We start from the raw sequence: 20,040 nt of genomic DNA, 5'->3' as shown, positions 1-20,040 counted from the left end.
TTGTGTAAATATCTTATTACTCATTAAACCCACCCATTTCTTTATTTACTCTATTATAGATAAAATACCCTACCGGGTAGACTTTTTTCAAGTGTCTATCCGATAGGGTACATTTTATATCGCACGAGGGTTTATTATATTTGTGTTGCAACAAAAATATAAGTTTTAGGAGATGTAATATGCGAAAAATAATTGATATAAAGCATCATTTTGACGATTATGAATGCATGTGGAATGGGATAGAAGATATATATGTGAATAAAACAGGAGAATGCTTGCCAAACAATTTTTTCTTTCTTCTATCAGGGTTTGGTTCGTTTTGCTATTTAAAAACTCAAAAAGCTGAACTAAAGAGGATGGTGGCTTTAGGAGATGGACGAACAAAAAAGATGTATGAATTTTTGGCACCAATTGTTGGTTTTGAATACAAGCATCATGAATACAGGAGTTTTGAAAAAGCATTAATAAAAGCCAAATCCGAAATTGATTCTGGATATCCAGTGGTTTTGGGAGCTATAGATATGTTTTACCTTCCATATTTTGAAAAGTTGTACCATAAGGAACATATTCCTTTTCATTATATACTTATGGTTGGATACGATGATGAAAAACAAAGTATTTATCTATACGATTGTGGTAGGTTAGAGCTCCTCTCACTCTCTTATATCCAACTACGTAATGCTATGAATTGTAATTATCCTGGTTTAAGCAAAGAAAATACAATATGCACGATTAGAATGATTGAAGAAAGAGATAAGATTCAAATTGCCAAAGACGCTCTTGCAAGGAAAAAAGATTCATTTTTAAATCCAACAACAGGTTTTCTCGGATATAAAGGGTTTGAAAAGTTTATCAGTGAACTTCCAAGATGGAAGGATGAGATTAGCAAAGAAGAGTATGATAAAATATTGACTAATATGGTAGAGTTTTTCGGTACAGTTCCAACAATTCCAAATGCTATTAAGGGAATTGATGAGCCCGACTTCGTTGAATTTAAAGGTGGATTTGATAAAATGAGTAGGATGCTTAGATATTTAGGAGATGAAACAAAAAATGATTACTGGACAAAGTCAGCAGTCTATTTTGATGAAGGTGCAGCAGTAATTAAGAGGGTTTCTGATGTTATAATAGAGTATCTATCTGATAAAGAAGATAATACAGACTTGTTGCCTAAACTGTTTGCTGAAGTTTTAGAGAAGATGATAGACGGATACCATGCATTAGATTTTTGAAATGTCTATTCATGGTATAATTAGTTATTGCTTCAGTTTTTTGGGAAGATTATGAGAATAACCTGTACCTCGATAAATTCCAATTTATAATTTAATAAAGTGAAAATTTAAAAATAAAAACTATAGAGGTTTATTTTTTATGAAAATTTGATATAATATAAATAAGAAAAGCTTAGTGCTACCAACACTAAGCTTCCTTAGAACATTTATTTTGTTTTAGGGCTATTGGATGAATTTAAATTAACGTTTAATTCTAGAGAAGAGCACTAATCTCGGGAGGATGGGTGCTTTTTTTTATTGTTATTAACGTTCATCCAAAAAGAATACTGACAATTCGAGTGGACTTACTCTGTTCACATGTCAATGTAGCAATTCAATTTGAGAAAGATAAGTCTTCTTTTATCTATAATAGGTTATTAATAATATACTAGCTATAATAATAGTAATATTTTTAAAAAGGACTTTTTAGTTAAATGTAGAATATATTAACATGATAAATAGAAAAATAGATTATTTTGTATAAATTACAGAGATCATGTATTAATTTCATTTGTATTTTCGGGGGGATATTATGAAATACGAACTAACAGATCTTGTAGATATTAATCAGCTTCAAAAATTATTAGATAGCTTTTATCACTCAACTGGTATTGCTTCTGGAATTGTTTCAAGAGATGGAACCATTCTCACCACAACAGGTTGGAGAGATATGTGTACAAAGTTTCATAGAGTAAATCCTAAATCTAAACTCAGGTGTATTGAAAGTGATATATTCATGCTAGAAGAGCTAAAAAATAAAGACGTTATTATAAATCATAAATGCAAAAATGGTTTGATAGATATCGGGACACCTATTGTATTAGAGGGAATCTTTCTTGCCACTATCTTTAGCGGCCAAATTTTTTTCGAAAAACCAGATAAAGAATTCTTTCGGATGCAAGCAAAAGAATTTGGTTTTGATGAAGATGCTTACCTAAAAGCTTTAGATGAAATTCCAATTGTTAATAAAGAAGAGCATGAAAAAGTGCTTGCGTTTCTAAAACATCTCTCGGAAATTGTTAGCGAGTTAGGTTTACGTCAACTGAAAATTTTAGAATCTCAAAAAAAGCTTATGCTTTCTGATGAGCGATATGAACTTGCGCTATATGGTTCTAATGATGGAATATGGGATTACAGAATTATAGAAAATACTTTCTATGCTTCAGATAGGTTACTTCAGATTTTAGGTTATACGAAATCTGAATTTAACCTTTACCGCCACAATTATAAGGAATTTATTCACCCTGAAGATAGAGAGTATTTCATAAAAGAATTGGACTTCCACTTACAAGGACATAATAGCCATTTTAGACAGGAGGTTCGAATTAAAGCTAAGCATGATAAATATAAGTGGGTTTTAATACGTGGGGCTGCTATATTGAATCATAAAAACGTTCCCGTAAGAATGTCAGGTTCTTTAACAGATCTATCTTATCAAAAAAATACTGAAGAACAATTAAAGAATGAACAAACTTTTTCTAAAACCATAATAGATCATGCAAATGTTATAATTTGTGTTTGGAACCAAGATGGTTTTCTAGTTCAATTCAATAAATATGGAGAAAAGCTTTCAGGGTATCCTGCTGAAGAAGTTTTAGGTTATGGATGGATGAATACTATCTTTAAAGAAGAAGATGGCAATGAAATATTGAACTACATTCGTTCACTAAGCCCAGAAATATTCTCAACTCAAATTGAAAAATCTTTTTATAGTAAGCAAGGTTCATTAGTTACTATACTTTGGAATACTCAATTAATAAAAAATGAAGATGGCATATTTAAAAATATTATTGGTATTGGCTTAGATATAACAAAAAGAAAAAATGAAGAGAAAAGCTTAACAGAATTTTTTGCAAATATATCTCATGAATTGAAAACTCCATTAAACATAATATTTTGTTCAATACAATTAGCTGACTTATATTATAATAATTCACCTAATGAAAATAACGTTCAATTAGTAAATTGTAAAAAAAGTATAAAACAAAATTGCTATAGATTACTAAGATTAGTAAACAATTTGATTGATATTACTAAATTCGATGCAGGATTTTTAGAGCTGAGTATGGAAAAGTGTAATATTGTTAATTTAATAGAGGATATAACACTCTCTGTAATACCATATATACAAAGCAAAGGATTAGAGTTGGTTTTTGATACAGATATTGAAGAAAAAATAATGTGTTGTGATCCTGATAAAATTGAGAGAATTGTATTAAACTTACTATCAAATGCAATTAAATTTAGCAATCCACCTGGAATTATTAATATATCTTTAAAAGATATGGGGAATGGTATTTCCTTTTCCGTAAAGGATACCGGTATAGGAATTAAAGAAGATCAGCTAAATATCATATTCGAACGTTTTAAACAGGTAAATAAATCTTTTACAAGGGAACAGGAAGGTAGCGGTATTGGATTATCCCTTGTAAAAGCACTGGTAGAACTGCATAATGGATCAATCGAGGTTAAAAGCAGCTATAGCGAAGGCAGTGAATTCATAGTTAAACTTCCCTCTAACATGGAATTCTGCACTAATAAAGCTAAAACTTTAAATAATAAGCAAAAAAGCGAATACTCTAATGTAGAAAAGGTAAACATTGAGTTTTCTGATATTTATTTTAATTAACATGTAGCCTTTGTAATTTAGTAACTTAGGACAATCTATAAAATGGGATTTAGACCTCAACTAGAGTTATATGCTGCTTGCTGAGAAATGTAAAAATATTGGGCAGGAGTTCAAATTATTTGTTCATCAAGGAAGTTGTGATGGAGAAAATGAAAAATCATATGATATAAGAATCACTGACGAGGATATAACCCGTATTCCCAAAGAGTTTCAACATTGTTTAGGCGAAACAGAAAACAAATTATACAATGAACTTATTAAAGATAATTCAACGGAAAATCTTGTTTCAAATTCTCCTGTATTTTATGTTACAAAAGATTTTGACGTGTACCCAAACTACTCACAAATATCGTCTTGGTGGTGTTTAGGTAATATAAAGAAATACAGTATAGAGAAGGTAATTAATAATTATATATGTAATACATCACTAGCTCAAAATAGTCGATTAACAGTTCCAATTTGCGAAATGGTTAAAGTTTGTGGTAATCCCAATAGTAATAGACTGTTTGACAAAGGTGATTATATTATGTACATTCTAAATCAATATTGCAAAAGAGGTAAACCTTTAGCTATATCCTGTTTATAAGATATAGTATTCTTGGCCTCTAACGGTGACTAGGTTAAAGTCCTCTATATTTAGTGCCGTTGCAAATTTATGGAGTTTTATTCCTAATCTTTCATGACCTTTAGGATAAATTATTCTATTAGTTTTAAGAGCACCGATGTATCTGTAGCCAGCTTTTATGGAACTATTAAAAATAGCTTTACAACTATACCAACTATCACACCAAATAAGGGAAAAATAACAAAAAAGTAAGAAAAATATTAGAATTTTCTTACTTTTATTATATAGTTTGTTTAAATTGGACTTTGATATATAAATTCTTCTGTCTAAGTCATGTTATCTTTACTTTTCTGATTTATTTAGCTTAAACTCCATTTCCTCAGATACACTTACATTAAATAAATAAGTTAAATTCACCTCATTTAAAAATTTATCCTGAAGTTCTTCTGGTAAGTTAATCTCATTAAGCTTATTGTGGTATACCCCAACAAAAGATCTTATGTCTTTTATTCCTTCAAAAACATGATAGTTTAAGGCTTCCCTATCAACCTTATAGTAGTTTTCCATAAGAGAAAACATCTGTCTTCCTCCAAATAAGTCCGCCAAATATCTTGTATAAGCATGGGCTACTAATAGCTCTGGTTGACCTTTAGACACTTCTTTTAATCTATTAACAAAAACTTCAGTAGATTTTAATGGAATTATCTCTTTCATTTTTTCATCTAAAAGTAACTCTAAGTCCTTTTCTATAGCCTTACCTCTTTTTAATTCCTCATAAATAAAAGGTTTTATTACTTCATTATCTTTATTCTTATCCATCTCCTCTTCTATAGTTTTATAAATAAAATATAAGTTAAATAGATATTCTGCATAACTATCTTTTGATGCCTTTTCAGCAAATAATCTCTTAATAAAACCAGTAGATTCAGCCATAGCATGTAGATCTTTTGTATTTTCACGTATATTTAACATTAATTTTTCTTTACTCATATTATTATCTCCTTTTAAATAAAACTAATTATTATTGAGTAGTCATTCTTGATTGATTTCATTATAGCACTTTTGACATTATAGTCAAGTATGACTATAATAAAGATTAAATCATTTACCCAGTAGATATACCTTGGGTAAATTTTTCTAAGACTCATATGTAGTAAGCTTTTACTCATATTCACTCCATCTAAGTCTTAGAATCACCTTACGTAGAAAAGTTAGACAATATAGAAAGGGGTTGAATTTTAATGAGGCTTTATACTTATTAATAATAGTATCCCTCATTAAATATAAATTATGGGTGATAGACATCTTTTATTATTAGGATTATTAAAATTTCAAAGTCAACACGGTTATCAAATAAACGAATTTATTGAAAATAATATGAGCTGCATACTTCCTTTAAAGAAACCCACTGCCTATGCTATACTAAACAAGCTTCAAGAAGAAGGATATATTCAAATGAAGGAAGAACAAACAGAAAACCATCCCACAAAAAAAGTTTTTTCTATAACAGAAAAAGGTGAGACCTTATTTTTAGAGTTAATGGAAAGCAGTTTAAAAAATGTAGATGAAATCAACTTTTCTGGCGATGTTGCATTTCTATTTTTAGATAAGCTACCAAAAGAAAAAGTAATATCTTGTTTAGATAAAAGAATAGAAAAACTAGAAAAGATCATTGAAGAATATAAAGCTATAATCCAAACCCCCCCTAAAGGTCACAAGAGTCATAATGGTATAGCTTTTGCCATAAAAAGGAGATCAGCTTTACTAAAAGAAGACCTGTCCTGTGTGAAAAGCCTTAGGGAAAGTTTCCGTCTTAACACCGAAGAAGTATAGATCTTCTAAATTATAAAGGAAGCCCTTTTGAGCTTCCTTTAACTTAATAAAGGCTAATAAACACCGTTATAAAGATTAGTATTAAAGTATGTATGTTTTGGTAATATAAAATGGGAAGAGAATATGGAAAATATTTAATAAAGAATTAAAAGACATGTTAACAAACCACTACAACACTTAATGGATTGTCAACACTTTTATACTAACATCAAGATAAAAAGTTAATGAATAACTAATATTGTCCTCAGCTATTATACTAAAGGCAATATTAGTATTTTTTCATGATTCATTACTATTTAATACGTCTCCAAGTAATTCTATTCCCCCTCTTATTTGATTTTCACTTAGAGCTGCAAAACCTATTAAGAAAATGGGGTAGTCTAAATCACTATGGGTTATCCAGTATTTTGAAGTTGGATATATTCTCACACCTGCCATTTCTGTCTTTTGAATAATCATATCTTCAGACATACCATTTCTTATTTCTAAAAGTATGTGTAGGCCAGCATTCCCGCCAATTAATCTAACGTTATTATTTAAGTAATATTCTATCGATTTTATTAATGTATTGTATTTTTTACGATAGACTTTACGCATCTTTTGAATATGTCGTTCCCAGTAACCATTAGACATAAATAATTGAAGAGTCTTTTGATTTAATCTTGAGGTTGGTTGTTCGTACATAGACATATTCTGTTTATATTTATCTAGCAATTTCTTAGGTAAAACCATATAACTTATACGTAAAGAAGGTGCAAGAGACTTTGAAAATGTACCGAGGTAAATAACACGCTCATCATCATCAAGACCTTGCAAGGAGGGAATAGGTCTACCGATATAACGAAACTCACTATCATAGTCATCTTCAATGATGAATGCTTTAGTATTTTTAGCCCATCTTAAGAGGTTTTGTCTTCTTGTAATAGGCATAACTATTCCAGATGGAAATTGATGAGAAGGAGTAACATAAACAAATTTTGGGGAACTTTCTCTCAACGTTTTTAAACAGATACCATCTTTATCAAGGAGAGTAGGAGTTATTTTAAAGTTGTTTTTCTGAAAGATAAACTTGGAATTATTCCATCCGGGGTCTTCAATGGCTATTGATTTATTATCATAGTCTATTAGCTCACACAATAACTGTAAGGAATTATGAGTACCTGATGTGACTATCACCTGACTAGATGAGCATAATACACCTCTTGATAATCTAAGATAGTTTACTATTTCTTCTCTAAAATCCAATTCTCCTTGAGGATCTCCACACTGAAGAAGTTCTTCTTGGGATGATTTTAAAACTTGAGAAGTTAACTTTCGCCATATATTAAAGTCAAAACTCTCAGTATCAATAGTTCCATAATGAAAGTCATATTTGATACGATTAAAAGATGGGGTCGGACAAATATTCATTTTATTAACTTCTAGTGGTGTAAATAGCATTCCTTCAATCTGTTGAACATACATTCCACTTCTCTGTCTACTTTCTATATATCCTTCAACTAATAATTGTTGGTATGCATTATCTACTGTAATTTTGCTGACATTCAGATAATCTGCTAGGTAACGAATAGAAGGTAGTTTAGTACCTCTTTTTATTCTATTAGCTTTTATTTCTTCACGAAGATATTTGTAAAGTTGTATGTATAGTGGTTCATTAGAATTTCTTTCTAGATTAAGTATTATCTCGTTCATAACATACCTCCAAACTGTACCTATTAGTTAAACAATAACTGTATCTAACGATATATACAATACTATGATATACTATTCTCAAATAGAGTTCAAAGTATTGTAATATATAGAGTAGATTTTATTAATTAAAGGGAGGAATTAACATGAATGTAAAGTATGTTGTTATTATTCAGTGTGACATTACACATAGAAGATGTAGTGGTATTGCCTGTACTAATGCTTTTTATAATAAAGAGGGAATGTTTGAAAAATATGAAGACGATATAAGATATATTTCTTTTACTTGTGGTGGATGTTGTGGAAAAAGTGTAGCAGCAAAATTAGAACATTTTGCTAAAAAGTCTAGAATATTTAATAGTATAAATAAAGATGATGTTTTTATTCACCTGTCATCTTGTATGGTAACTGATAATCATCATTCTGATAGATGTCCTCATGTTGACTATATTAAAAGTATTATTCTAAAAAAAGGATACAAAAATGTAGTAGAGAAGTCGTACATATATGAAAATACAGAAAATAAAAGAAAAAAAGGTATATATAAAAATTACTAGAAGTTTTAAAGACAAATAATAATCTTAAATAAACCTTAGAGAAATTCTCTAGAGCTAAAATGCTGTGAAGAATTAAAGGGAATGAAGGAATCTGTTCTAGTATGTTCTTTACAGAAAGGCCTCCTTTATACAGGGTACGGAGAACCGTACCATAAGTAAATGAGGAAACTAGTCTTAGGTATTGATATAGTTTGCCTAGGGCTATTTTTGTTAGCGAAAGTATTATATTAGAATCAAAAATCTAGTATGTAATTTGCATATTGGATTTACAAAATATGTTATAATAAAGAGTGTATAAGTAATAGATAAATAGGAATTTGTAAAAAAGGATGAAAAAGCTTTTTGAACACAACACCTAGCAGCACAAAAAGTCAAGAGAGAACATCTACAATCCTTTAAGATAAGACTATACGGAAGGAGAGAGACGATGGATTGGATTGCAGGCATACAACGAGCAATTGACTATGTAGAGGACCACATCATGGAACCCATTGATTACGAAGAGGTGGCGAAGCGTGCGTATTCCTCAAGTTTTCATTTTCAGCGTGTATTCAGTATCTTATGTGGTTTTACATTGGGGGAATACATTCGTTGTAGGCGATTATCGCTTGCCGGAAGTGAATTGCTTAGTTCCGATGACAAAATCATCGACATTGCATTGAAGTACGGTTACGATACACCGGAAAGTTTTAGCAGGGCGTTTACCCGTTTTCATGGAATAGCACCTTCGCAGGCAAAAAATAACAGTGCAGTTTTGAAATCTTTTTCCCGTCTTTCCGTAAAACTTATTTTAAACGGAGGAAATACGATGGATTATAGAATCGAAACAAAGAAAGCATTTAAACTGGTCATGAGAAAGAAAAAGGTTTCCTGTAACCAGGAACTAACGACAGCAGAGATTTCGGAATTCTGGCAGCAGTGTAGTATGGATGGTACAATTCCAGCATTATGTAAGTACATTCCAGAGGACAATATTTTTGGAAATTGTATTGTAGGAGCCAGCTTTGGTAAGGATGCCACGGACGAAGAATTTCCATATGCAATCGGCGCAATGTATAACGGAGCACCGGTAGAGGAAAAGGATTTGATTGTGAAGGAGATTCCGGCACACACCTATGTGGTATTCCCTTGTGTAGGAAAGATGCCGGAAGCATTCCAGAAGCTGTATCAGCAGATTTACAGCGAATTTTTCCCGGCAAGTGAATATCAGCCATGCGGAGGAACTGATTTTGAAGCATATCCATCGGCAGATGTGTCATCCTCAGACTATCGCTGCGAAATCTGGGTAGCGGTTGAGAAGAAATAGAAAATGTGCTAATGTTGATAAGAGAAGCATTGTGCTTTGGCGTGGTGCTTCTCTTAGTTCTTATATTGTGAAATATGTCGATTCAAATTTTGATGTGGAATTTTTAGAGCGATAAATTTCAATTTATATGTTACTAAGATAGACGTTCTTAAATATAACAATTATATAGGCTTATTTTTTATAAAAATTTGATATAATATAAATAAGAAAAGCTTAGTGCTGGTAACACTAAGCTAAGTCTTAGAACATTTATTTTGTTTTAGGGCTATTGGATGAAATTAATTGAAGATTAATTAAGAAAAAGTGCTACTCTTTGCAGGATGGGGCACTTTTTTCTTGCTTTTAACACCATATAGTATACAATTCTAGTTACTTAGGCAACTGGTAAAGGCCCTCATCTATTTAGGCTGACTTTGATTTAACATCTTCATTTACATACATTGCTTTTCTACCATGCAACAAATAATATAAGAAAAGACAAACCAATAGCACTGCTGACATCATCATATATAATCCACGATAACCTATTAATGGAATAAAAAAACCTAATATGAATGGTCCAATGCCTACGCCTAAATCTTGAAAGATAAAGTTTGTAGAAGTTGCTAATCCTATACGATGCTTTGGTGAAACTTTCACTGAAATTGCTTGAACACTAGAAGAAGTGGTACCGTATCCAAGACCTAATAGAGCCCCAGCTAATAAAAGAAAGAAACCTTTATGAGTTTGGCTAAGAAAAAACAAAGCCATAGCAAACAATAAGATAGCTGGATACATAACAAAATTTTCACCTTTTTCATCAAACCATCGACCAGTAAAAGGTCTTGAAACTAAAACGAATACCGCATAAACAATAAAGAAAAAACTGCTCACATCAACTAAATTAATTTCCTTAGCATAGGTGGTAATGAAAGTAAGAATACTTGAATAAGCAAGAGCAATTATGCAAGAAATGATTGAAATTGGAATAGCTTTTACTTCAAAGAAATTGTGCAAAGATAAACCTTTCCTACTTTTCAATTGTTCTTTCGTAAATTCTAATTTCGGAATTTTTATAAAAAATACAGCAATAAAACTAAAGGCTAAGAAAACAATACAGACGATGAAATTCATGTAAAAGGTTGCATGCTCAGTAATAAACATTCCTAAAAAAGGTCCAATAGACGCAGCAACAGTAAGACTTAATGCATAATAACCGGTGCCTTCTCCGCGACGTTCATTTGGAATAATTTTTGCCACAATTGTTCCTGTTGCTGTAGAAGCAATCCCCATAGCAGCGCCATTCAAGAAACGAACGATCAAAAGGGATCCCATACTATTTACTAAAACATATAAACATGTAGTAATTAAAAAGAGAACAAATCCAATATAAAGCGTTTTCTTCCATCCAATTTGATCAATATATCGCCCGGTAAAAATACGTGAAATAAGTAGTCCTATAACAAATATGCCGGACGCTAAACCTGCTTCACTAGGCGAAGCATGAAATTTTTCTGTTGCAAATATGGTTATGGTAACCATCAATAAGTAAAATGTAAAATAAAGAAAAAAGTTTGCCGTGGAAACAATCAAGAAATTCTTTGTCCATAACTTAGGTTTATTCATTTTTTATTTCTCCTCATTTGTAATATTTGCTTTCATTCTACAAAGTGTTTCAAATATGATGATTTGTTCATTTTCAGCAATATCTTTCATCACATCATCTTCCAATTCGGTTATTCTTTTACGGCACACCTTGTAAAGTTCTTCTCCCATTTCCGTTAACTTAATGATTTTTTCACGCTTATCCTTACTTGATATTGCTCTAACCATCAGTTTATCCTCTAAACTATTAACTCTCTTAGTAACACTTGGCTTTTCTATATTATAGTAGTTAGCGATATCTACAAGGGCGGATGGCCCGTTATTTTTTAAATAATAAATGACTTGCCATAAAGAATAAGAAAGATCATATTCACCTAGTAACTCATTCAGCTTATTTACAAGTGGACGATATAATGAAAAAAAACGTTGAAATAATCCTTGCATTTCGATACCTCCCAAAAAATAATTAGTTACCTTTATTAACTATTACCCTAGGGAATTATATTATTTCTTTTCTCTAATGTCAAGAAACTGATTCTGCATTTAAGAAGACTTTTTTGTCTTTGTTTTCTACTCAACTTAGTATAATTGTATTTTACCAAGAATGAAGAAATGGGTTGTGGTAAAATATTCATATAGAAATTACAAAATAAAAAATAAATTTATATAGATTTAGAAGGGAATAAATTATGGATAAAAGAGCTAGGATTTTAGTAGTTGAAGATGACAATGATATTAATAAATTACTTTGTAGCATTTTTGAAAATAAGGGATATAAATCTAGAGCGGCTTTTTCAGGAACAGAAGCTTTAATGTGTGTAGAAAATGAAAGGTGGGATATGATCTTACTAGATTTGATGATTCCAGGCCTTAGTGGAGAAGAAGCAATATTAAAAATAAGAAGAATCACAAAAGCTCCAATCATTATTGTGAGTGCAAAAACATCTAAAAAGACTAAGCTAGAATTATTAGAAAAGGGAGCTGATGATTTTATTTGTAAGCCTTTTGATCCAGATGAAGTGGTTGCAAGAGTTAATTCTAATCTGAGAAGATATTTAGAATTTTCTACAGATGAGGAAAATAGGAATAACATTTTGAGTTATAAAGATATTGCTTTAAATACAGAAAGTAAGGAAGTGAAAGTTGGACAAGCCATAGTTACATTAACAGCAAGAGAATTTTCAGTATTAGAGTTATTATTAACTAATCCTAATAAGGTGTACAGTAAAGCCAATATTTTTGAAAGCATATGGGGAGAAGAATTTTTAGGTGAGGATAATACCGTAAATGTACATGTAAGTAGATTAAGAAATAAGCTATCTAGAGCTAATAGTAGAGGTGAAGATTACATAGAAACAGTTTGGGCAATGGGGTATAGATTAAGGAAATAGTTAATATAAAAAATATCTATAAAAAAGATTTAATACTTTTGAAAGGTTTTAGCAAAGGTTTCTTATAAAATATTCTTTATTATAAAAGCATGATTTATAAGAGGAGGTAAAGTCTAAAATGAATGAATATGTAATTAGAACTAGTAACATCACAAAAATATATAAGAAGCGAAAGGTACTAGATAATGTATCAATTAACATTGAAAACGGTGATATATATGGATTTGTGGGAAAAAATGGTGCTGGTAAAACAACTATGATTAGGGTATTTACAGGACTTGTTATACCTAATGAGGGACAAGTTGAGCTATTTGGAAGTAGTGAAGAGAAAGAGGTTATAAAAGAAAGAAGAAGAATTGGGGCATTAATAGAATCACCAGACCTGTATCTTAATATGAATGCAAAAGAAAATCTTGAACTTATCAGAATTCAAAGGGGGATTCCAGGAACTAAATGTATTGATGAGGCTTTAAATTTAGTGGGACTTAATGATGTAGGGAAGAAAAAAACTAAAAATTTCTCATTAGGAATGAAACAAAGATTAGGAATTGCTATGGCTTTATTAAGCGATCCAGAACTTTTGATTTTAGATGAACCTATAAATGGATTAGATCCAATTGGAATAAAAGAAATAAGAGAACTTCTACTTAAATTAAATAAAGAAAGAGGAACTACCATTTTAATATCAAGTCATATATTATCTGAACTTACTCAAATTTCAAATAGATATGGTTTTATAAATGATGGAAAATTAATTGAAGAAATAACTGCAAGTGAACTTTCTAATAAATGTAGAATGTATCTTCACCTCAAAATAAACGATTCTTCAGTTGCTTCAATTATTCTAGAAAATGAACTTGGAATAAAAGATTATGAAGTTTTTTCAGATAATATTATAAGAATATATGATGAATTTAATGGAGAAAAGATTGCTTTGGCTTTAGCTAAGCATAACATAGGAATTAAAGAAATAATGAAAATGGGTGAATCTCTAGAAGATTATTTTACTAAGCTAGTTGGAGGAGAAGATAATGAGTAATTTAATTAGAGGAGAATTTTATAAATTAAGAAAAAGTAAGTATTTTATTGGAATGATATTTTTGGCATTAGTGACTTCATTTTTTTTGATGATAGGTTTTGATTCAGATGCGCAAAGATTAAGAGGTGCACATCCTGAACTTGTAAATGGAATGTATTCAATACATTATGCATTTCAATATATTTTATTTACAAGTTTTATATTTGCTTTATTTGCAGGAGAATTTATTGCTAAAGACTTAAAAAATAATATGAGTAAAAGTTTTATTTATGGATATAAGAGAAGTGAAGTTATATTAAGTAAGTTAATAGTCTTTACAATATCCTCTTTATTTCTAGAATTAATTTACACAACAATTTTAGTTATATATGCTTCAGTCAACTATGGATTTTGTGAAGCTTTAAATTATAATACTATATTATTTTTAATTAGAATAATTGTTATTGGAATAATGTATAATGTAGCAACAATATCTATAGTTGTCATGATTGCCATAGTAACAAGGAATAATTTGTGCACAGTTGTTTCACCAATTTTATTTATGTTATTGTTTTTTGTATCAGGTTTAGAATCACCTGTTTCAACTATAGTTGCATACGCATGTCCTTTTATTGTTGGTCAAGGAGCAATAGCCCAATTTGCACCAAAATCATATATCATAATTGGAATAATTTCATCAATTGTAACATTTATAATAACAATTGTAGCAAGTCTATTATATGTAAAACATGAGGATATTAAGTAATTAAGATAAACAGAGGTCTTGACTTCAGAGGGAGTTTTTAATCCCACTAAAGTTTAGAAATCGTTATCCAGGGACGTAAACGCTCTTTACTCCCACTTTTAAGAAAAGCAGAGAGCCCAAACCTCTGATTTGGTGCGAATCGCTTTCACAGAGTGCAATGGGAGTATTAGAGCGGGTAGTCATCGGATAAAAAATTTATTATATAAATTAGGAGAATTGAGATGTATTTATTAGCTATTATTTTATTTATGATTTTTATAATTATATTTTCAATAGTAATGTGTATTAAATTATTTGCATATAAAAGGCAAATACGAGATATTACTAATCAGATTAGAGACTTTAAAGAGAGAAAAACAAGTAAAAAGATTAATACTCAAATAGCAGATAAAGATATAGAAGAACTTGCTTGTGAGGTTAATGAGTACTTAGAACTCTATAAAAGAAATGAACAAGAAAAGGTAATATTTGAAAACACATTAAAACAAGGAATAGCTAATATGTCTCATGATTTAAGAACCCCATTAACTTCAATAGTAGGATATTTAAAATTACTTCAAAATGATGAAATAGATAAAAAAGAAGCACTGGATATACTTAAAAATAAAGCTAATAAGTTAAATGTGCTTATAAATGATTTTTTTGAGTTAGCTTCAATAGAAGGTGAAGGTTATGAACTAGATATGACAAAAGTAAATTTAACTAATGTGGTAAGTGATGAAATTTTATCACTTTATGAAGCTTTTCAGAGCAAGGGACTTGAACCAAAGATAAATATTTTGGATAAATCAATTTTTATAATGAGTGATAAAGACAGCTTAGAGAGAATAATAGATAATTTACTTTCTAATACATTAAAATATGCAGAAAAAGACATTGAAATAAATTTAGAAGAATCTAAAGATAAAGTTATTTTAAAAATCTCCAATATATGTACAAGCATTGATGAAAAAGATGTATTACGTATGTTTGATAGATTTTATATGGCAGATAAGGTGAGAAAAGGACAAGGAGTAGGACTTGGTCTTTCTATTGCAAAAAGTTTAATGGAAAAGATGGATGGAGTTATAACCTCAAAGTTTGAACAAAATAGGGTTTCTATAATATGCGAATGGAAATACATAGAATAATATCAATGTTATGATTAGCATACGGAGATACTATAATTGAGTACACACTAGTAGTCTATGACGACATAACTACTATAAAAGTTTTAGGATTAGAAACAATGGACCGTATCATAAGTAAGGGAGGTTTTTATCAATAAGGTAAAGATAGTGTAATATATATGCCTATTGATTATATAAACTCTTTAAAATAATGTAAGTTAAAAAGTCAGCAAGTTTTATAGTAAAATCCACCATAACTAAAATAAAGTGTTATAGTGGATTTTTATATTTATAGAATGATTAACAAATTAATATTAAGTTTAATATAATATAATATTAATTTAAGGAGAAAGTTATAATGTGTAATAGTGTAAAAAAAGATTATAAGCCAATAGGACCAACTAATTTATATGCTTACTTTATTGGAGAAAATCCTATTACTTCATTTAATCCTGTAGGTATATATCCTCGAATAAGTGAAAGTGCATTTATAGGACCATTTTCAAGTGTAATAGGTGATGTAACAATAGAAAAGAATGTATTTGTAGCTGCTAATGTAGTGCTAAGAGCAGATGAGGGAACACCATTTTATATAGGTTGTAATTCTAACATACAAGATGGAGTAATATTTCATGGGCTAAAAGATGCTAAATACTCTGTAAATGGTATAGGATATTCAATATATATTGGGAATAAAGTAAGTATAGCTCATGGAGCATTAATTCATGGGCCAGCTATTGTAGGAAACAATACATTTGTTGGGTTTAATTCAATTATATTTAACGCTATAGTAGAGGACAATTGCTATATTGATACTGGAGCAATTGTAACAGGAGGAATTAGGATAGCTGCAAATAGATATGTTCCAATTGGTGCAATTATAAATACACAGGCTAAGGCAGATAATCTTTTAGAAGTACCAAAGGAACAATCAGATTTTGCAGAAAAGGTTATTAAAGTTAATGTAGAGCTTTCAGAAGTTTACGACTTGAAATTTGGTGATACACGTTGTAGTTGCGGTCTTTGTTGCAATCATAATACCTTAATTCACAATTAGACAAAATCATAGTTATTCAGCTAATCTTTTAAGCACTAATGCTGAACATAAAATATGTTTTGGCAAGGAATATGCTTGGAATAAGAGCTGGACAGGACAAAGGTGTTTTAGCTGGAAAGAGGTTGAAAAGTTATTGCTATAATTCTGCAAAAGTATTTTATTTAAAGAGGTAATTACTAAAAAGTAACTGCCTCTTTTGTTTTCCCAGCAAGGGTGAACTCGTAATGGGAAAGTCCATAGCATACACAGGTAGTTAGAGGGTATATCCAAGTACAAGTATGTTCATTGTGAGATGAAATTTGAATTTACTGAGAATACAAATTATACAAACAAAATATAATTTAATTCTTGCCGTAAAGTGCCACTTGTCCTTTTTTAACATCAATTTAAGTGTTATTATATGTTCATAAAGCAACAAGCAATAAACTAAATTGTCTATGTGAAAAGCTGAAGTAAACGATATACTGTTAAAAATCTATCTTCATGAAAGTAAAAGAAAAAATCCATGCTAAATTCAGTGATGAAAACCAAGAAGTATGATTCAGAAAATTCCATTATGGCATTGAGAAATTTTATTGTAATCGTTAATGATGAAATATAAATTTCGTATTGATGCTATTTGTTGGGCAGTCTGTTGCACCTAAGGCAAGTGGAAAGCCCTATGAAAAATGGGCTAGATCTTAAAAAGGGGTAATTATTATGAATGAAGTTGTTAAATTGATACAAAGTTTGCCTTCAAATGATAGGGAGTTCCTTGAAAAAATTTTATCTAATGCGCCTATCTGGATATTAGATGCATTTCAAATTGTAACTTTTCCTAAAGAGAAAGACTTTATTGAAGAAAATGATAGTGCTAACAATGTATATATTCTCGTTGAGGGAAGAGTAAAAGCGACGGATTTTCGTATGTATGATATAGTATATGATTACACATGGTACAAACCGATTCATATATTTGGAGCCATGGAATTCCTAATGGGTTATGATACTTATATTACGACGTTGATAACTATGACCCAATGCAAGATGTTGAAAATATCGAGAGGTGAATTTGAAAAGTGGATGATGAATGATATTCATGCTGTATTGGAACAAACAAAAATAGCTACACATCATTTACTGGCTCAGGCAAAAAAGGAAAGAATATTTCTTTTTATACAAGGCGAGGAAAGAATCTATTATCTACTTTTACAGTCATATAAATATAATTCTGTAAATAAAAAATGTACCATTTATCTGACGAGGCATGAATTGGCCAATTGTTCAGGATTAAATATCCGAACAGTTACCAGAGCAATAAAACGATTGGTTGATGATAACTATATAACGAAAAATGGAAGAAAAATTGTTATTACTGAAGTACAATACGAAAAAATCAAGGAGCTTATTGCAGATAAAATTGATCAATTAGAAGACTGAATAAGAAAGATCGTTAATAAGACAGTAGTAGGTATATGAAATATCTGCATGATTAGAAGTGCTGATAAAACAGAAGAAAGTTCATATTCTCTATTTTTTCCTAAGTTAGAATAATAGTGTTCTTTAAATGAATTAGGAATAAAGGTGTTAATATCAAAGTTATCAGCAAGTAACTTAATGAACCTTACGGGCTGTTTAGTAGTCATGTATTTTAATTCAGATACCTGTTCAAAAATATTCAGTTGTTTAATTTTATTAAGACAAAACATGTTTGTTCTCCTCCTCTATGTTTTATTATTTTGTGTGGTAACATTTATTATTTCATAGTGGAGGAAAATATAAAAGCCTAACGGCTAAAAGGTTAGGCGAATCAACGCTTGCGGAATTCTGCAAGCGACTAGAATAATACAGAATACTAGGGAGGAAATAAAATGATAAAAAGAAAAATAATTTTGGATTGTGATCCAGGACATGATGATGCAATAGCTATTATGCTGGCTGCAAAAAGCCAGGCAATAGATTTATTGGGAATAACAGTGGTGGCAGGTAATCAAACATTGGACAAAACTGTAGTCAATGCACTTAATGTATGTCAATATCTTAATCTGGATATACCTGTTTATAGAGGTTGTGAGAATCCGATGATCAGGGACAAACAGATAGTGGCTGATGACATCCACGGAGATTCTGGACTGGATGGCCCAAAATTTGAACCTCTTAATAGAGAAGTAGAAAAACAGCATGGAGTACTATATATTATTGACACTCTTTTAAAATCTGAAGGAGATATTACTGTTGTTACTACTGGTCCTATGACTAATCTGGCAATGGCAATCAGGCTTTGTCCGGAGATCCTTCCTAAGATTCAGGAAATAGTATTAATGGGAGGCTGTTATCAGTTGGGGAATATGACACCAGCTGCGGAATTCAATGTTCTGGCAGATGGAGACGCAGCTCATGTTGTATTTACATGTGGTCGAAAAATTACGATGGTTGGTTTAGATGTTACAAGAAAAGTTCTTTGCCTGCCTTCAGTAATGGAACGTATGGCTAAGACTCAAAACAAGGCCTCAAAACTGTTCATTGATTTGATGACATTTTTTAACAAAAGCCAAAATGAAGTTTTTGGATGGGCAGGAGGCCCTTTACATGACCCAGTTACTATAGCGTACTTAATTGATCCTTCGGTTCTGACTACTAAAGAGATGTTTACACAGATAGATATAAGAAGTGAGCAGAGTTATGGCAGAACAAACTGTGATTATTTCAATTACTTTAAGAAAAAACCAAATAGCAATGTATCAATAGACATTGATGTGGAAAAATTCTGGGATATTATTGAAGAAGGAATAAAGGCATATAATTAATTCATTATAATTAAAGAAAAATGTATAAATAATTAGAATTAAAAGAGAGCAAAAATCTGTAACACCATCATTTTTTCTGAATCAATGGTGAAATACATGAATATAAATTAAAAAACAAACGTTATTTTTACAGCAGGCTGCCGATAAATTCATAAGAAAGAGATTACAGCTTATCTTATCCGCTATAAATAAAATTTATCAAAGTAAAGGAAGTCAAATGAAAATATTGACAGTAAAAATGCTATGTGATATTATTTAAAATAATTATTTTATAAAAAAAGGAGACTTGAAGAGATGATTTTAGTTGTTCTTAACTAAACTATTAAAATTAAATAGTTTAAGATGCTTTAAAGTTCTAGTATGGAGCTTTATTGAGTGTGCATTTTAAGAACAATATCTTCTATATAAACTCTTTTATAAAAGTAAAATAACGCTAAATACACATAAAATAATACATAGGCTTATTTTTATTAAACTAA

Annotated in this window: 17 protein-coding genes and 1 pseudogene; 13 read left to right on the top strand and 5 right to left on the bottom strand. The window is 30.2% G+C overall.

Annotated features, from left to right (window positions below; genetic code table 11):
* Window positions 1–179: 179 nt before the first annotated feature.
* The 3 genes from CRN98_RS01725 to CRN98_RS01715 all read left to right on the top strand — a co-directional run bounded on the left by CRN98_RS01725 (window position 180) and on the right by CRN98_RS01715 (window position 4,486).
* Window positions 180–1,232, top strand: a complete 1,053-nt coding sequence (locus CRN98_RS01725) for a BtrH N-terminal domain-containing protein (RefSeq protein ID WP_097025684.1) — start codon at window positions 180–182, stop codon at window positions 1,230–1,232.
* Window positions 1,233–1,803: 571 nt separating this feature from the next.
* The gene (locus CRN98_RS01720) at window positions 1,804–3,900 is read left to right on the top strand and encodes a PocR ligand-binding domain-containing protein (protein WP_097025683.1); all 2,097 of its coding nucleotides are present in this window, start codon (window positions 1,804–1,806) and stop codon (window positions 3,898–3,900) included.
* Between the two features lie 70 nt (window positions 3,901–3,970).
* The gene (locus tag CRN98_RS01715) at window positions 3,971–4,486 is read left to right on the top strand and encodes a hypothetical protein (RefSeq protein WP_097025682.1); all 516 of its coding nucleotides are present in this window, start codon (window positions 3,971–3,973) and stop codon (window positions 4,484–4,486) included.
* Here CRN98_RS01715 and CRN98_RS18175 read toward each other — a convergent pair.
* Together CRN98_RS18175 and CRN98_RS01705 are read right to left on the bottom strand one after the other, a co-directional pair.
* Window positions 4,487–4,693, bottom strand: a pseudogene (locus tag CRN98_RS18175) (IS701 family transposase); the annotation flags it as partial.
* 114 nt (window positions 4,694–4,807) lie between these two features.
* The gene (locus CRN98_RS01705) at window positions 4,808–5,455 is read right to left on the bottom strand and encodes a biliverdin-producing heme oxygenase (protein WP_242960773.1); all 648 of its coding nucleotides are present in this window, start codon (window positions 5,453–5,455) and stop codon (window positions 4,808–4,810) included.
* A gap of 300 nt (window positions 5,456–5,755) precedes the next feature.
* On the opposite strand from CRN98_RS01705, the gene CRN98_RS01700 reads away from it, so the two are divergent.
* Window positions 5,756–6,298, top strand: a complete 543-nt coding sequence (locus CRN98_RS01700) for a PadR family transcriptional regulator (RefSeq protein WP_097025681.1) — start codon at window positions 5,756–5,758, stop codon at window positions 6,296–6,298.
* Window positions 6,299–6,577: 279 nt separating this feature from the next.
* On the opposite strand, the gene pdxR is transcribed toward CRN98_RS01700, so the two are convergent.
* Window positions 6,578–7,990, bottom strand: coding sequence for a MocR-like pyridoxine biosynthesis transcription factor PdxR (gene pdxR, locus CRN98_RS01695; protein WP_097025680.1), 1,413 nt, complete (start codon window positions 7,988–7,990; stop codon window positions 6,578–6,580).
* Between the two features lie 143 nt (window positions 7,991–8,133).
* Between pdxR and CRN98_RS01690 the strand changes: the two genes are divergently transcribed.
* Both CRN98_RS01690 and CRN98_RS01685 read left to right on the top strand, forming a co-directional pair.
* Complete coding sequence (locus tag CRN98_RS01690) at window positions 8,134–8,544, top strand: CGGC domain-containing protein (protein WP_097025679.1); 411 nt, start codon at window positions 8,134–8,136, stop codon at window positions 8,542–8,544.
* A 427-nt stretch (window positions 8,545–8,971) separates the two neighbouring features.
* Window positions 8,972–9,850: an AraC family transcriptional regulator gene (locus CRN98_RS01685; protein ID WP_097025678.1), complete on the top strand. Its 879-nt coding sequence runs from the start codon at window positions 8,972–8,974 to the stop codon at window positions 9,848–9,850.
* 402 nt (window positions 9,851–10,252) lie between these two features.
* On the opposite strand, the gene CRN98_RS01680 is transcribed toward CRN98_RS01685, so the two are convergent.
* Window positions 10,253–11,455, bottom strand: a complete 1,203-nt coding sequence (locus CRN98_RS01680) for an MFS transporter (protein ID WP_097025677.1) — start codon at window positions 11,453–11,455, stop codon at window positions 10,253–10,255.
* A 3-nt stretch (window positions 11,456–11,458) separates the two neighbouring features.
* Window positions 11,459–11,878, bottom strand: a complete 420-nt coding sequence (locus tag CRN98_RS01675; RefSeq protein WP_097025676.1) for a MarR family winged helix-turn-helix transcriptional regulator — start codon at window positions 11,876–11,878, stop codon at window positions 11,459–11,461.
* Window positions 11,879–12,123: 245 nt separating this feature from the next.
* Between CRN98_RS01675 and CRN98_RS01670 the strand changes: the two genes are divergently transcribed.
* The 7 genes from CRN98_RS01670 (at window position 12,124) to CRN98_RS01635 (ending at window position 19,561) form a co-directional block, all read left to right on the top strand.
* Window positions 12,124–12,825: a response regulator transcription factor gene (locus CRN98_RS01670; RefSeq protein WP_097025675.1), complete on the top strand. Its 702-nt coding sequence runs from the start codon at window positions 12,124–12,126 to the stop codon at window positions 12,823–12,825.
* Between the two features lie 118 nt (window positions 12,826–12,943).
* Window positions 12,944–13,864, top strand: a complete 921-nt coding sequence (locus tag CRN98_RS01665) for an ATP-binding cassette domain-containing protein (protein WP_097025674.1) — start codon at window positions 12,944–12,946, stop codon at window positions 13,862–13,864.
* Entirely contained in the window at window positions 13,857–14,609 is a 753-nt protein-coding gene (locus CRN98_RS01660) for an ABC transporter permease (protein ID WP_097025673.1), read from the top strand. The genes CRN98_RS01665 and CRN98_RS01660 overlap by 8 nt, the downstream gene beginning before the upstream one ends.
* A 221-nt stretch (window positions 14,610–14,830) precedes the next feature.
* Entirely contained in the window at window positions 14,831–15,739 is a 909-nt protein-coding gene (locus CRN98_RS01655) for a sensor histidine kinase (protein ID WP_097025672.1), read from the top strand.
* Between the two features lie 337 nt (window positions 15,740–16,076).
* Window positions 16,077–16,775 carry an LbetaH domain-containing protein gene (locus CRN98_RS01650; protein ID WP_097025671.1) on the top strand — a complete coding sequence of 233 codons (699 nt, stop codon included), beginning with the start codon at window positions 16,077–16,079 and terminating at the stop codon, window positions 16,773–16,775.
* Window positions 16,776–17,474: 699 nt separating this feature from the next.
* Window positions 17,475–18,194, top strand: a complete 720-nt coding sequence (locus CRN98_RS01645) for a Crp/Fnr family transcriptional regulator (protein WP_097025670.1) — start codon at window positions 17,475–17,477, stop codon at window positions 18,192–18,194.
* Window positions 18,195–18,625: 431 nt separating this feature from the next.
* Window positions 18,626–19,561, top strand: a complete 936-nt coding sequence (locus tag CRN98_RS01635) for a nucleoside hydrolase (protein WP_097025668.1) — start codon at window positions 18,626–18,628, stop codon at window positions 19,559–19,561.
* Window positions 19,562–20,040: the final 479 nt, after the last annotated feature.

Origin of the sequence: Clostridium peptidivorans (genome assembly GCF_900205925.1) — a bacterium.
Lineage (GTDB): Bacteria > Bacillota > Clostridia > Clostridiales > Clostridiaceae > Clostridium_AK > Clostridium_AK peptidivorans.
This window is presented reverse-complemented; position numbering and strand designations above follow the sequence as displayed.

Bases quoted from the DNA above. Each gene is read 5' to 3' on its own strand.
- CRN98_RS01725 (WP_097025684.1), top strand. From the start codon at position 180: ATGCGAAAAATAATTGATATAAAGCATCATTTTGACGATTATGAATGC.
- CRN98_RS01720 (WP_097025683.1), top strand. From the start codon at position 1,804: ATGAAATACGAACTAACAGATCTTGTAGATATTAATCAGCTTCAAAAA.
- CRN98_RS01715 (WP_097025682.1), top strand. From the start codon at position 3,971: ATGCTGCTTGCTGAGAAATGTAAAAATATTGGGCAGGAGTTCAAATTA.
- CRN98_RS01705 (WP_242960773.1), bottom strand. From the start codon at position 5,455: ATGAGTAAAGAAAAATTAATGTTAAATATACGTGAAAATACAAAAGAT.
- CRN98_RS01700 (WP_097025681.1), top strand. From the start codon at position 5,756: ATGGGTGATAGACATCTTTTATTATTAGGATTATTAAAATTTCAAAGT.
- pdxR (WP_097025680.1), bottom strand. From the start codon at position 7,990: ATGAACGAGATAATACTTAATCTAGAAAGAAATTCTAATGAACCACTA.
- CRN98_RS01690 (WP_097025679.1), top strand. From the start codon at position 8,134: ATGAATGTAAAGTATGTTGTTATTATTCAGTGTGACATTACACATAGA.
- CRN98_RS01685 (WP_097025678.1), top strand. From the start codon at position 8,972: ATGGATTGGATTGCAGGCATACAACGAGCAATTGACTATGTAGAGGAC.
- CRN98_RS01680 (WP_097025677.1), bottom strand. From the start codon at position 11,455: ATGAATAAACCTAAGTTATGGACAAAGAATTTCTTGATTGTTTCCACG.
- CRN98_RS01675 (WP_097025676.1), bottom strand. From the start codon at position 11,878: ATGCAAGGATTATTTCAACGTTTTTTTTCATTATATCGTCCACTTGTA.
- CRN98_RS01670 (WP_097025675.1), top strand. From the start codon at position 12,124: ATGGATAAAAGAGCTAGGATTTTAGTAGTTGAAGATGACAATGATATT.
- CRN98_RS01665 (WP_097025674.1), top strand. From the start codon at position 12,944: ATGAATGAATATGTAATTAGAACTAGTAACATCACAAAAATATATAAG.
- CRN98_RS01660 (WP_097025673.1), top strand. From the start codon at position 13,857: ATGAGTAATTTAATTAGAGGAGAATTTTATAAATTAAGAAAAAGTAAG.
- CRN98_RS01655 (WP_097025672.1), top strand. From the start codon at position 14,831: ATGTATTTATTAGCTATTATTTTATTTATGATTTTTATAATTATATTT.
- CRN98_RS01650 (WP_097025671.1), top strand. From the start codon at position 16,077: ATGTGTAATAGTGTAAAAAAAGATTATAAGCCAATAGGACCAACTAAT.
- CRN98_RS01645 (WP_097025670.1), top strand. From the start codon at position 17,475: ATGAATGAAGTTGTTAAATTGATACAAAGTTTGCCTTCAAATGATAGG.
- CRN98_RS01635 (WP_097025668.1), top strand. From the start codon at position 18,626: ATGATAAAAAGAAAAATAATTTTGGATTGTGATCCAGGACATGATGAT.